Annotated in this window: 14 protein-coding genes; 8 read left to right on the top strand and 6 right to left on the bottom strand. The window is 56.6% G+C overall.

The features are described from left to right. The first annotated feature begins 90 nt into the window (after positions 1–90). Entirely contained in the window at positions 91–387 is a 297-nt protein-coding gene (locus NQ842_RS00560; RefSeq protein ID WP_013094824.1) for a YicS family protein, read from the top strand. Positions 388–448: 61 nt separating this feature from the next. Here NQ842_RS00560 and NQ842_RS00565 read toward each other — a convergent pair whose 3' ends face one another. Then, positions 449–1,399 (bottom strand): LacI family DNA-binding transcriptional regulator, encoded by a 951-nt coding sequence (locus NQ842_RS00565; protein WP_013094823.1) that lies wholly within the window; start codon positions 1,397–1,399, stop codon positions 449–451. Positions 1,400–1,692: 293 nt separating this feature from the next. Between NQ842_RS00565 and NQ842_RS00570 the strand changes: the two genes are divergently transcribed. From NQ842_RS00570 to NQ842_RS00595, 6 genes are all read left to right on the top strand, one after another. Beyond that, positions 1,693–2,007, top strand: coding sequence for a PTS sugar transporter subunit IIB (locus tag NQ842_RS00570; protein ID WP_014830072.1), 315 nt, complete (start codon positions 1,693–1,695; stop codon positions 2,005–2,007). 11 nt (positions 2,008–2,018) lie between these two features. Then, positions 2,019–3,344 (top strand): PTS cellobiose transporter subunit IIC, encoded by a 1,326-nt coding sequence (locus tag NQ842_RS00575; protein ID WP_014830071.1) that lies wholly within the window; start codon positions 2,019–2,021, stop codon positions 3,342–3,344. A 17-nt stretch (positions 3,345–3,361) separates the two neighbouring features. Then, positions 3,362–4,735: a glycoside hydrolase family 1 protein gene (locus tag NQ842_RS00580; RefSeq protein WP_257256410.1), complete on the top strand. Its 1,374-nt coding sequence runs from the start codon at positions 3,362–3,364 to the stop codon at positions 4,733–4,735. 11 nt (positions 4,736–4,746) lie between these two features. After that, a complete protein-coding gene (locus tag NQ842_RS00585) occupies positions 4,747–5,049 on the top strand; it encodes a PTS lactose/cellobiose transporter subunit IIA (protein WP_046888820.1) in 303 nt (100 codons plus the stop codon). A gap of 134 nt (positions 5,050–5,183) precedes the next feature. Then, a complete protein-coding gene (locus NQ842_RS00590) occupies positions 5,184–6,563 on the top strand; it encodes a carbohydrate porin (RefSeq protein WP_014830068.1) in 1,380 nt (459 codons plus the stop codon). Between the two features lie 144 nt (positions 6,564–6,707). Continuing rightward, positions 6,708–7,613, top strand: a complete 906-nt coding sequence (locus tag NQ842_RS00595) for an EamA family transporter (protein ID WP_257256411.1) — start codon at positions 6,708–6,710, stop codon at positions 7,611–7,613. 49 nt (positions 7,614–7,662) lie between these two features. Here NQ842_RS00595 and nepI read toward each other — a convergent pair whose 3' ends face one another. From nepI to NQ842_RS00610, 3 genes are all read right to left on the bottom strand, one after another. Then, positions 7,663–8,853 carry a purine ribonucleoside efflux pump NepI gene (gene nepI / locus NQ842_RS00600; protein WP_063411750.1) on the bottom strand — a complete coding sequence of 397 codons (1,191 nt, stop codon included), beginning with the start codon at positions 8,851–8,853 and terminating at the stop codon, positions 7,663–7,665. A 65-nt stretch (positions 8,854–8,918) separates the two neighbouring features. Then, a complete protein-coding gene (locus tag NQ842_RS00605) occupies positions 8,919–9,446 on the bottom strand; it encodes an SRPBCC domain-containing protein (RefSeq protein ID WP_095453411.1) in 528 nt (175 codons plus the stop codon). 96 nt (positions 9,447–9,542) lie between these two features. Further along, the gene (locus NQ842_RS00610; RefSeq protein ID WP_153908074.1) at positions 9,543–9,995 is read right to left on the bottom strand and encodes a DUF1198 domain-containing protein; all 453 of its coding nucleotides are present in this window, start codon (positions 9,993–9,995) and stop codon (positions 9,543–9,545) included. A gap of 99 nt (positions 9,996–10,094) precedes the next feature. On the opposite strand from NQ842_RS00610, the gene NQ842_RS00615 reads away from it, so the two are divergent. Beyond that, a complete protein-coding gene (locus NQ842_RS00615; RefSeq protein WP_014830061.1) occupies positions 10,095–10,997 on the top strand; it encodes a LysR family transcriptional regulator in 903 nt (300 codons plus the stop codon). On the opposite strand, the gene NQ842_RS00620 is transcribed toward NQ842_RS00615, so the two are convergent. Then, the gene (locus tag NQ842_RS00620) at positions 10,985–11,989 is read right to left on the bottom strand and encodes an alpha/beta fold hydrolase (protein ID WP_257256412.1); all 1,005 of its coding nucleotides are present in this window, start codon (positions 11,987–11,989) and stop codon (positions 10,985–10,987) included. The two genes, NQ842_RS00615 and NQ842_RS00620, sit on opposite strands and share 13 nt — an antisense overlap. A 161-nt stretch (positions 11,990–12,150) precedes the next feature. Next, positions 12,151–13,542, bottom strand: coding sequence for a hexose-6-phosphate:phosphate antiporter (gene uhpT / locus NQ842_RS00625; RefSeq protein WP_257256413.1), 1,392 nt, complete (start codon positions 13,540–13,542; stop codon positions 12,151–12,153). Between the last annotated feature and the right edge of the window lie 79 nt (positions 13,543–13,621).

The following is a 13,621-nucleotide window of genomic DNA, read 5'->3' on the forward strand; positions in this document are numbered from 1 at the left end:
AAGAGAAAATTCATACTTTCGGCTGGCGTCGCTACACTGAATGTAACGATATATTTCTGGGGAAGCACGTGTCTCTTAATGGAGGTTTCGATGAAATCTGCACACCTGGTTTGCCTGCTCGTCTGCCTGCTTTTCGCCGCGTTTGCCCATGCTCAGGAAAAAGACGACCCGGCGCGGGAGGCTCAAATTAAGCAGCAGGTACTCAAAGATGTAAAAAAAGCCTGTACGCCCCAGAAAAAACAGAGCGATAAAGCCTGGCAGGCCATGATTTTATCGTCCGAGGCTAATCAGCTGCTGATCAAAAACGCCATCACCGCCGTGAAGCGTGACAACCTGGAGGCCTACTGGGACGCGGTGAGTCAGGTGGATTGTATGGAGGATTATTGAGGGCTGGAAACGTGCTTCTCGCCGGGTGGCGGCTACGCCTTACCCGGCCTGCACAACATTTTTAACGCTTACGCACATCCGGAATGATCAAATCCCCGCGCAGCACGTACGACCCGAGCATTTGTGTTTTTTCCGTCAACCAGCTCACGATGCGCGCCGCCATGGCGTCCATGGAATACTCAATGGCCGGGATCACCGGAATGCCCGGCAGATGCAGCGATCCGGCAAGGCTGAAGACCATGATGTCCTCCGGCACCGATTTATTAAACGCCTGCAACTGCGGGATCACCCGCTGCGCTTCCTGTTCGTCCGCCACCAGTAACGCGTTGAAATTCAGCGTGCTGGCGTTATTCAGCAGCTCCTGCAGCGCCACGGACGAGGAGGTCGCGTCCATAAACACGAGGTTGCGGTTGAAGGGCAGGAAATTTTTCTCCAGCGCATGTTTGTAGCCCAGCAGCACCTGATCGGCAAAGCCGCTACCGTGCGGATGGATAAGGGCAATCTGGCGGCGTCCCTGGCTGGTAAGGTAGTTACAGGCGGTCTCGGCGGCGAAGGCGTGATCGAACTGGATGCTGTTGGGATTTTCTGAGCCCATACAGTCAACCAGGATGACGTTATCCATGTCGATATCCAGTGGAAAACGCGCGCCAATCACCAGAATGTCATCGCAAAGCCCACAGGAGAGCTCTTCCAGGGCATGCAGCACATCCGCTTTGCTATGGGCGAAGCGCAGCAGCAGGTGTTTTTGATGCTGGCTGAGCTGTTTTTCCAGCGCGTAGAGATAACCGGTCGTCTGGTTAATATTCTCCTGCGCGCAAATCACCCCGATACACCCCGTCGACTGGCTCAGCAGCGACTGCGCAATCACATTGGGCCGGTAGTTCAGTTCATCTACCGCTTTCAGAACGGCCTGACGGCTGGCTTCCTTTACGCCACGCGACCCACTCAACACTCGCGATACCGTGGCTTTCGACACCCCGGCAAGACGTGATACATCATTGATTGTCGACATCTTTTTCCCCTGACAGGCTTACCTCGCGCCTGCAAAATCCATTACCGCTACGGCTCACATTATAGCCAGAAGGGAGTATATCCGTTTCCGTTTTCCATGGAAACCGATTTTCCGTTTCCACTCAAAATGATGTCAAAACAGCCAAATTTTGTGACGCGCATCGGGTTAATTAGCCTCATATATAAGGGATCTTGATGGTTGTCACACTTCTGTCTTTTATAAATGGAAACCGGTTTCCATCTGATATCCAATCATCATCGCAATATCTATTTACATTTTGAGGATGGTTGTCGATGTTCAAGATTATGCTCTGCTGCTCTGCCGGGATGTCCACCAGCCTGCTGGTCAGCAAAATGGTCGATGTGGCGAAAGAACGCGGTTTGCCGGTGAAGATTGATGCGTACGGCGTTTCCGAATTTGATACGCAGTTTCCGCAATATCAGGTGGTGCTTCTCGGACCGCAAGTGAAATACATGTTACAGACACTCTCAGACAAGGCGGCCACGAAAGGCATTCCGGTCCAGCCCATCGATATGATGGACTACGGCATGCAACGTGGCGATAAAGTACTGGACTATGCTCTGTCGCTCATCGAAGCGGCACACTAAAAGGTGTTCACATGAGTTCGTTATATCAATCCATGGTCGCGGTGATTGAGCAGTCAATTACCCCGCTGGCCGCGAAGCTCGGTCAGCAGAAGTATGTGATTGCCATCCGCGACGGCTTTACCGCCGCGCTGCCGTTTATGATCATCGGCTCGTTTATGCTGGTGTTCATCTTCCCGCCGTTCTCGGCGGATACCACCAACAGCTTTGCCCGCGGCTGGCTGGATTTCTCCCAGACCTATCGCGAACAGCTGATGCTGCCGTTTAACCTCAGCATGGGCGTGATGACCTTCTTCATCTCGGTAGGAATTGGGGCGAGCCTGGGGCGTCAGTTTAACCTCGACCCGGTGATGTCCGGCCTGCTGGCCTTTATGGCCTTCCTGCTGGTGGCCGCGCCGTATGCGGACGGTAAGATCTCCACCCAGTATCTGTCCGGTCAGGGGATTTTCACCGCGCTGATCACCGCCATCTACGCCACCCGCGTCTATGCGTGGCTGAAGCAGAACAACGTGACCATCCGCCTGCCGAAGGAAGTCCCGACCGGCGTGGCGCGTTCGTTTGAGATCCTGATCCCGGTGATGGTGGTGATTGGCACCCTGCATCCGCTGAACCTGTTTATCGAGGCGCAGACCGGCATGATCATCCCGCAGGCGATTATGCACCTGCTGGAACCGCTGGTCTCTGCGTCTGACTCGCTGCCCGCCATTCTGCTCTCCGTACTGCTGTGCCAGATCTTCTGGTTCGCCGGTATCCACGGTTCGCTGATTGTCACCGGCATCATGAACCCGTTCTGGATGGCAAACCTGTCGGCAAACCAGGCGGCGCTGGCGGCCGGTGCGGCACTGCCACACGTCTACCTGCAGGGCTTCTGGGATCACTACCTGCTGATTGGCGGCGTAGGCTCCACGCTGCCGCTGGCCTTCCTGCTGCTGCGTAGTCGGGTAACGCACTTACGCACCATCGGCAAAATGGGCGTTGTGCCAAGCTTCTTTAACATCAACGAACCGATCCTGTTCGGCGCGCCCATCATCATGAACCCGATGCTGTTTATCCCGTTCGTGTGTGTGCCGCTGGTGAATGCGTGTCTGGCGTACGCGGCAACCAAACTGGGCTGGCTGGCGCAGGTGGTGTCGTTAACGCCGTGGACCACGCCCGCACCCATTGGCGCCTCATGGGCCGCCAACTGGGCGCTGAGCCCGGTGGTGATGTGTCTCGTTTGTATGGTGATGTCAGCGCTGATGTACCTGCCGTTCCTGCGGGCTTACGAGCGTACGTTGATGAAAAACGAAGAGCAAAAAGCTCAGGCAACCGTCGGTGCCGCTGAGACCGCAAGCCATTAAGTCAAAGAGGAAGCGTCATGAAATATACCTTTCCCGATAATTTCTGGTGGGGCAGCGCAAGCTCTGCTCTCCAGACCGAAGGGACACGAGAGGGTGAAACCACATGGGATTACTGGTTTGCCCGCGAGCCGAACCGTTTTCACAACGGCGTGGGACCGCAGCATACCTCCACGTTTTATCAGCACTGGAAAACGGACATTCAGCTGTTAAAACAGCTGAACCACAACAGCTTTCGCACTTCTATAAGCTGGGCGCGCCTGATCCCCGACGGTATCGGTGAAGTGAATCCAAAGGCGGTCGAATTTTATAACCAGGTCATTGATGAGCTGATCGCGCAGGGCATTACGCCGTTTATCACCCTGTTCCATTTCGACATGCCGATGACGATGCAGGAGATTGGCGGCTGGGAAAACCGGGAGGTGGTGGACGCTTACGCCCGCTATGCGCAGATTTGCTTCGACCTGTTTGGCGACCGCGTGCTGCACTGGTTTACCTTCAACGAGCCGATTGTCCCGGTTGAAGGCGGTTATCTGTACGATTTCCACTACCCGAACGTGGTGGATTTCCGTCGGGCGGCTACCGTGGCGTATCACACCGTGCTGGCCCACGCGAAGGCCGTCCAGGCCTACCGCGCCGGACATTACGCGGGTGAGATCGGCATCGTGCTCAACCTGACACCGTCCTACCCGCGCTCGCAAAACCCGGCGGACGTGAAGGCGGCGCACATCGCGGATCTGATGTTTAACCGCAGCTTCCTCGACCCGGTTCTGCGCGGTGAATACCCGGCCGATCTGGTGGCACTGCTGAAATCTTACGACCAGCTTCCCGCCTGTAAACCGGAGGACAGCTTCCTGATTGCGGAAGGGAAAATCGACCTGCTCGGCATTAACTATTACCAGCCGCGTCGCGTGAAGTGTCGCGACAGCGCGGTGAACCCGCAGGCGCCGTTTATGCCGGAGTGGTTCTTTGATAACTACGAGATGCCGGGCCGCAAGATGAACCCGTACCGTGGCTGGGAAATCTACGAGCCGGGTATTTACGATATTCTGGTTAACCTGCGCGACAATTACGGCAACCCACGCTGTTTTATTTCTGAAAACGGAATGGGCGTCGAAAATGAACAGCGCTTTATTGAAAATGGCCAGATAAACGATCAATACCGTATCGATTTTATTTCCGGACATTTAACCTGGCTGCATAAAGGTATTAGCGAAGGGTGCAATTGCCTTGGCTACCATATGTGGACCTTTATTGATAACTGGTCGTGGTGTAATGCGTATAAAAACCGCTATGGCTTTGTCCAGCTCGATTTAACTACGCAACAGCGCACCATTAAAAAGAGCGGAGAGTGGTTTGCCGCCACCTCTTTACATAATAGTTTCGATAAATAGAGAGAAAGACGATGGTTGCCTTAGAAGAAGCCGTGATGGAAATCATCGTCAATGCGGGTCAGTCGCGCAGCCTGTGCTTTGAAGCACTGCACGCTGCGCGGCAGGGCAACATTGACGAAGCCAAAAACCTGCTGCGCGAAGCGGATGGCTACGCGCGCCAGGCGCACAAGATGCAGACCAAACTCATTGAGCAGGATGCGGGTGAAGCCCGTCAGCCGATGACGTTAATTATGGTACACGCGCAGGATCATTTAATGAATTCATTACTGGCGCGTGAATTATCCGAAGAAATTATTCATTTATATCAGAGATAATCTATGGCGAAATAACGAGTAATACCTCTGTACCTTAAATAGAAATCCACTTGTTCTGATGATAGCGACATACTCTGTCAGATCGGAGCGGGATGGTTATTGTCTGAATAAAATTAAACTATATTGAGATAACCATGACTACCCTAAAAAAACTACCATTAACCATGGCGGTTATCGCCGCGCTTTGCCCAATTTCTGTACTCGCACAGGAATTTACACAGGAACAAATCGACGCCATTGTGGCAAAAGCGGTGGATAAAGCCCTCGCGGAACGTCAGGCCAAAATGGATGCCGCGGTCGCGAAAAAAGCCGACGTGGTGACGGAGCCGCAAAGCGCGGCGCAATCCCCGGATATGGCTATTCCGTTCGGCATTAAATTTACTGGCTACGCCCGCTACGGCGCGCACTTCCAGGCCGCCGACCAGAAATACGTGGCGGTGGACGGTTCCTATAACGGGGCATCAGCCATCGGTCGTCTGGGTAACGAAGGCAACGGCGGTGAATTCCAGCTCTCCAAGGCCTTCAAGGGCGACAACGGCGCCATCTGGGACATCAACGTGATGATCGATCACTGGGGCGATGAAGTTAACCTGAAAAAAGCCTACGCCGGGGTGACCAATATTATGGCCTCCAACCCGAACGCCTACTTCTGGGCCGGTCGTGACTTCCACCAGCGTCCGCAGCAGGGCATTAACGATTACTTCTGGATGAACCACGACGGCCAGGGCGCCGGGGTGAAGAACTTCGACATCGGCGGCGTGCAGTTTGACGTGGCCGCCGTGGCGGCGGTGGAATCCTGTAGCCCGGAAGTCATGGAAGACGAAGCCAACCCGTCGCGCATCACCTGTACCGGCGGGTCCGGCACGGGCGACAAAGGCAACTACGCCGCGACGTCAAAAATTCACGGCATGAAGGTCGGTCCGCTGGATCTGGAGCTGTACGCCAACTACGGCTTTGACTCAAAAGCGGTTGAAAGTGACGAGCGTCTGAACGCCTGGCAGGGCGGCGTGGTGCTGAGCCACACCAACGACAGCGGCGTGAACAAGGTGATTGCCCGTTACTCTGATAACGCGGACAACAGCGTGTTCAATAAAACCGAGGATCTGACCACGGTCTATGCCAGCTTCGAAGGGCTGTATAAATTCACTCCGGCCACGCAGGTGGAGTACATCCTCGCCTTCCACGACTACGACAACAGCCGTGATAAAACGGACAACCGTAAGAACTACAACGCCATTGTGCGTCCGATGCACTGGTGGAACGACGTTCACTCCACCTGGCTGGAAGCGGGCTGGCAGCATGTGGACTACGACAACGGCGGCGACAACAAGGGCTGGAAACTGACCCTGTCGCAGAACATGTCTATCGCCATGGGGCCGGAGTTCCGTCCGATGCTGCGCTTCTACGTCACCGGCGGCAAAGTGGATAACGAACGCACCGCCCGCGTGAACAATACCAAGGACGAAACGCTGGACGACTTCAACGTCGGCGCAATGTGGGAGGCGTGGTTCTAAGGTAAAAGCAAAACGGCAACGAGCGTTGCCGTTTTTAGTGTTTGCTCCCTCTCCCCGTGGGAGAGGGCCGGGGTGAGGGCATCAGGCCGCACACAACCATGCTATGCTGTTGACCGAATTAACGACAACATCACAGGGGAGAACATGGGTTCCACACGTAAAGGGATGCTGAACGTCCTGATCGCCGCCGTTTTATGGGGCAGCTCAGGGGTTTGCGCGCAGTACATCATGGAGAAAAGCCAGATCGCTTCACCCTATCTGACCATGGTTCGCCTGCTGTTTACCGGCCTGATCCTGCTGACCTTGTCCTTCGTTCACGGCGACAAGATTTTCTCGGTCATCAAACATCGCAAAGACGCCCTCAGCCTGCTGTTTTTCTCCCTGGCTGGCGCGCTCACTGTACAGCTCACCTTCCTGGTGACAATCGAGAAATCCAACGCGGCTACGGCCACCGTGCTGCAGTTTCTGTCGCCGACGATTATCGTGGCGTGGTTTGCGCTGGCGCGGAAAAAGCGGCCGGGTCTGTTTGTGCTTTCCGCGATCCTGACCTCACTGGTGGGGACATTTTTGCTGGTGACCCATGGCGACCCTACCTCGCTCTCCATCTCACCTGCCGCGCTGTTCTTCGGCATTGCCTCGGCCTTTGCCGCGGCGTTTTACACGACGTATCCGTCAACCCTGATCGCCCGCTACGGCACCTTGCCGATTGTCGGCTGGAGTATGTTGATTGCCGGGTTAATGCTGACGCCGTTCTACGCCGGACGCGGCACCGCGTTTGTCATTGACGGCAGCCTGCTGCTGGCGTTTTTCTACCTGGTGGTGATCGGCACGGCGCTGACGTTCAGCCTGTACCTGAAAGGCGCGCAGATGATCGGCGGGCCGAAGGCAAGCATTCTGAGCTGCGCCGAGCCGCTAAGCAGCGCGTTACTGTCGGTGATTTTGCTGGGCGTGGCGTTTACTCTGCCGGACTGGCTGGGCACGCTGCTGATTGTGTCGTCGGTGGTGTTGATTTCGATGGATTCGAGAAAACGGGTGAAAGCCCCGGCGTAGCCTGATGCCCTCACCCCAACCCTCTCCCACGGGAGAGGGAGAAAAAGCATTACTTTACCTTCACTTTCCCTGCCACCAGCAGCGCCGTCAGCAACATCAGCGTGCCGGAGATGACCAGCGGCGACGTCAGCCCAAGGTGGTCGAGCGCCACGCCGCCCACCGCCGCGCCGCAGGTGTTCGCCAGCTGGATCACCGCCACCTGAATCGACCCGGCTTTTTCAGCCTGATCGGCCAGCGAGCGGGTGATCCACGTCGACCAGCCCACCGGCACCAGCGCAAAGGCAAAGCCCCAGATAATTGCAATCGCCGAGGCCACCCATTTGTCGCTGCCCCACAGAATCAGCACGACGGCACTGACAGCCAGTACCAGCGGGGCACCAGCAAGCGCCACTTTCAGGGAGCGCTTCAGGAACTGAGACGACAGCGAGGTGCCGACAAAACTGGCAATACCGAAGCTGAGCAGCACCAGCGTCAGGCCATCCACGTCAAAGCCCGCCATGGTCATAAAGACCGGGCGGATATAGGTAAAGAAGGCAAACTGCCCGGCAAAGGCCATGAAGATGGCGGTCATCCCCGCCAGCACGCCGGGGCGCTTAAGCAGACTGAACATGTTCTGTTTGTGGTGCGCCGCTTCGCCCGGCAGGGGCGGCAGCGCTTTCCACACCCACAGAATGCAGAGAAAACCCATCACCGCTGCGGCGTTAAAGACGTTACGCCAGCCGATGATTCCCCCAAGGAAACTCCCCAGCGGCGCGGCAATCACCAGCGCGATGGAAACCGCGCCAAAGATAACGGAGAGGGCTTTCGGCACGGTGCGCGTCGGCACCAGTCGCATGGTGAGCGAGGCCGACATTGCCCAGAAACCGCCCAACCCCAGACCCAGACAGGCGCGGCCGAGCAGCAACAGGGTGAAGCTCTCCGCGAAAGAGACCAGCAGGCAGGAGAGCGTCAGGAGCACGCTGAAGAGAATGACCACTTTGCGGCGATCAATCGCGCCAATCACCTGCGTGATAAACAGGCTGGCAAACATCGCCACAAACGCGGTCACGGTAACGGACTGCCCTGCCACGCCCTCGGAAATACCCAGATCCTGCGCCATCGGCGTCAGCAGGCTGACCGGTAAAAACTCAACGGTAATAAGACAGGCGACGCAGAACGCCACGGAAAAAACCGCCGACCAGTTGGGGCGAGAAACCTCTTTGGTCTGCGGTCTGATCGTGGGCTGGATATGTTCTGTCATGGCGTCACCTGAAGATAAAAATGTGCGGGAAAGTCGCGCAGTTTATCATCAAAAGTGTGACGAATTTAACGTTTCGACAACTTTTCTTGCATCGCCGCCTTCGCCAGCCCGACGATCCACTCCTGATGCGCGTTGATCATCGGGTTCGGTAGGGTACGTGCTAATTCCTGTGCCGGAACGCCTTTCTGCGACTCCTGAGTCAAAATACGGACGCGGTTACCCGGTAAGTCTTCAAACAGCCAGGCGTGGATCACATCCAGACGCGAGCTGGCATCGCCCTCCACCCAGCCGTGCCAGGCGATACGCGCCGCCTCGCCATCGACCGGCGGAACATACTCCGTAACCTGCGCCTCAACCGGAAAGCCAAAGGTCGTGAAGCGGAAGCGGGCGTTGGCGCTCAGTTCCGGACCGCTGCCGTCGTGAAAACGAATATCTTCGGCGTTGCTGTAGTAGTTCGGCCACAGTGTAGTGTCGTTAAGCTGCGCCCAGATCGCTTTCGCGCTCAGTCCGGCGACAATGATTTCATTGGACGCAAAGTTATCGGTGGTGCCTGGCAGGTAATCGTCTGGCCAGATAATGGCGGATTGTTTCATGGTTCACCTCATCGTGAGTGGATAAGGTGATGGTGCGCCCGTGAGTGGTATAAATCTAATGATGATGCCTTATACTCATCATCACGGTTCGTGATATCAGTGCAGGTAAAAGACGCCCTCTTCCGGCAGAAAGAGCTGGTTGTAACGCAGCTGGAAAACGTTCAACTCCTGCGGATCCGGCTCCATCTCGCGCATAAAGCCGAGGGCGAGGCGGATTTGCGCATCGGTGATCGGCGCGGCCAGACGGGCTTTACGCAGCATGCGGTGCCAGGTGTGCAGATTCTCTTCGCTACCGTCGACGATACACACCTGCCAGATGAGCAGCACCTGGGCGGCGTTTTGCAGATGCGCCTCGTCCGGGCGTTCAAGGTAGCGGATAAACTCATTGCCGGGCGTTTTACCGAACTGATCGATCATCGACTCGACCGGCATCGGGGTGATACCCAGCCGTTCGCTTAAGCGTTTGATGGCGCGGCGGGAATCCGAGGTCAGGACACGAAACCCAACCACAAACACCACGGCAAGCGTTGCCAGCATTATCCAGACCATGCGTTCTCCTTTGAATAGCCGCTCATCATAGCGGGAAACTCAGGGTATCGACAGCGGGCACGGCCATAATAGTGAACTGAAAAAAGGTAGAATATCGTCATGAAAACGGATCTGCGCACGCTGGATCTTAACCTGCTGAAAACGCTCGACGCCCTGCTGGATGAACGCAGCGTCACCCGCGCGGCGGCGCGTCTGGCCCTGACCCAGCCGGCGGTCAGCGGCATGCTGAACCGCCTGCGGGATTACTTCGACGACCCGCTGTTTATCCGAGCGCCCCACGGCATCGTACCCACGACCCGTGCGGAAGAGCTGGCCGCGCCGGTGAAGCGCATCCTGGCAGATATCGACCTCCTGCTGCAGCCGGTGGCGTTTGACCCACTGCAGGCCACCCTCACCTTCACGCTTGCCGCCACCGATTACGCGCTCCGCGCGATCGCGGTGCCGTTTATCGCGGCACTGAAGGTGCGGGCACCGGCAATACGCGTGCGGGTTATACCTGTCGATTCCGAGCGCATGATGAACCAGCTTGAACGCGGGAATGTTGACGTGGCGCTGATCACACCCCATACCACGCCAGACGACCTGCACAGCCGGGCGCTTTATGATGAACGGTACGTTTGCATGATGCGTGCCGACCACCCGGACGCGGGCAAACCGCTCTCTCTGGCACGCTTTTGCGCCCTTGAACACGTGCTGGTCTCTTATGAAGGTGATAGTTTTCGCGGCGTGACGGATGGCGCGCTGGAAAAAATGGGCCGGACGCGGCACGTGGGGTTATCGGTGAGCAACTTCCTGGTACTGCCGGATGTACTGGCGATAAGCGATATGATCGCCGTGGTACCGTCACGGATAGCGGAAAACCAGACGGGAATGTTTGTCTGCAACACACCGGTTCCGGTGCCGGGTTTCACCAAGTGCATGGCCTGGCACGCCAGAACACACCGTAACCCCGCGCAAATGTGGCTGCGCGGGTTGTTGCTGGAAACCAGTCAGCGAGCCTGAAGCCCTTTCAGCAGTGCCTCGTGGAAGCGTGCAGGATCCTGCATCTGCGGCGCGTGCCCCATGTCGTTGAACTCAACCAGCGTTGCGTGCGGGATGCGTTTCGCCGTCTCCTTCCCCAGCACCGCATAGTTGCCGAGCGTTTTGCGGATCTCAGGCGGGGCGAGATCTTTCCCGATGGCGGTGTTGTCCTTCGTGCCGATCATCAATAATACCGGCATCTTCAGTTCACTAAATTCGTAGATCACCGGCTGGGTGTAAATCATGTCGTAGAGCAGCGCCGAGTTCCAGGCCACACGTTCTTTTCCCGGCCCGCTGTTCAGCCCGGCGAGCATGGTGACCCAACGCTCGTACTCCGGCTTCCACTCTCCGGCGTAGTAGGTATTTTTCTCGTACTGACGAATGCCGTCGGCGCTGACCTTCAGCTCGCGCTGGTACCACTGGTCGACCGTAATATGCGGCACGCCGCGCGCTTTCCAGTCTTCCAGACCAATTGGGTTGACCATCACCAGCTGCTCCACCTGCTGCGGCCACATCAGCGCATAGCGGGTCGCCAGCATGCCGCCGGTCGAGTGGCCGATAACCGTCACGCGATCGACGCCGAGCGTTTTCAGCAAGGCGTGGGTGTTATCTGCCAGCTGCTGGAAGGTGTACTGATAATGCTCCGGCTTGGTGGATTTACAAAAGCCAATCTGGTCGGGAGCGATCACCCGATAACCGCTGGCTGAGAGCGCACGGATAGTGCCGTCCCAGGTACCGGCGCAAAAGTTTTTGCCGTGCATCAGCACCACGTTGCGGCCGTTGGGTTTTTCCGGCTTCACGTCCAGATAAGCCATATCCAGAGACTGTTCCTGGGAGGTAAACGTAAAGTGTTGTACCGGCCAGCCGTAGTCGAAACCTTCCAGCTTCTCGCCGTAGGTGGGCGCATCCGTGGCTATTGCGGGGGTTGCCAGCGCCATCAACAGCGCCAGGCAAGATAATCGTCGGGTCAACATGCAAGCTCTCCCATAGCAAAAGGAATAAGGCTGCGCGAAAGGCGGCAGCAAAAAAAACTGTAGAGCAAGGAGAGGGGCGAGTGTGTAAAGCGGGGTAAAAACTGGAAATTAAAACAAAAAAGCCCGGCATCACACACCGGGCAACGAAGTCACCTGCACACTCAGGCTGCTTTTAATTTCTGCACACGATTTTCACGGCGAATTTTACGTTCTTCGAGCACCGCAACCATCGCCATCAGGACGATACAGCCAATGGCGGCGGCATCCAGCGCCGCAAAGGTGCCAGCCCAGCCGGTGAGGCCGAAAATCGGTGTGCCGTCGGCAATCATCCCCAGACCCAGCTTGGCGAAGCTGTCGCCGATCAGGTAGGCGAAGGTGCCTTTAATCCCATCGGCGGCGCCGATCGCTTTTTTCGGTACAAAACCTACCGCCGCTACGCCGATCAACAGCTGCGGACCAAACACGAGGAAGCCGAGCGCAAACAGGGATGCCAGGTAAACGTACTGGTTACTGGCGTGCTGGTAGACGCCCAGGGTAGCGATAATCAGCGCCAGCGCGACGCAGGCCACCAGCGCACGACGACCATTGGCGAGGTCAGAGAGCCAGCCCCACAGCAGGGTGCCGACCAGCGCGCCCACTTCAAACAGGGTGAAGCCCTGAATCGCCACTTCTTTAGAGAGCTTCAGCTCCTGGAAGGCATACACGGTCGACCACTGGTCAATACCGATGCGCACCACGTACAGGAAAATGTTGGAGAAGCAGAGCAGCCAAATCACTTTGTTTTTCAGCACGTACTCAACAAAGATCTGCCATTTTGTCATCTCGTTCTCATCGGTCTCTTTGTCCTCTTCGCTGATCGTCTCGCCGAACAGCTCTTCGGCTTTGCCGAGGCCGTAAGATTCCGGAGAGTCGCTGCCGAAACGCAGACCGATAAAACCGACAATCAGGGCGATAATCGACGGGAAGATAAACATGCCGATCACGTGACCGTCAAACAGGTAGTTCGCACCGAACAGCGCCACACCTGCTGCACCCGCCCCGCCGAGGTTGTGGGAAATGTTCCACATGCCAAGGTATGAACCACGCTTACGGCGCGGGGTCCATTTGGTGATGGTGGAGTAGCTGCACGACCCACCGGTACTCTGGAAGAAACCGCTCAGGGCGTAGAAAGCGATCATCAGGAACAGGCTGACGGAGCCCGCGCCCATGCTGGCGCTGAAGCCGAGCATACAGATGGCGGAGAGGATCAGCATAAACGGCAGGAATTGCTTGGTGTTTTTGCCGTCTGCATAGTACGAGACAACGGTTTTGCCCACGCCGTAAGTGATGGAGAAGCCCAGGCCAATCATCCCCAGCTGCGTCATGCTCAGCCCGTAGGTGGAGATCATGTCGTTCTGCGCGATGTTAAAGTTTTTGCGGATCAGGTACATGGTCAGGTAGCCGATAAAGACCACCAGATAGGACTGCATGAACGGTTTGAACCACATTTTGCGCCGCACGTCGAGCGGCAGATCCAGGGTCGGCTTGCGCACCTGATTGAGGAAGGCCAGCATGGTTTGCTCCTGAGCTGATTTTTACCTGCGAATGGCAGGCATTGTAAAAATCAGCCAGGAGAGATGCCTGAGACAGCGT

It is taken from the genome of Enterobacter cloacae complex sp. R_G8 (assembly GCF_024599795.1).
GTDB classification, from domain to species: domain Bacteria; phylum Pseudomonadota; class Gammaproteobacteria; order Enterobacterales; family Enterobacteriaceae; genus Enterobacter; species Enterobacter dissolvens.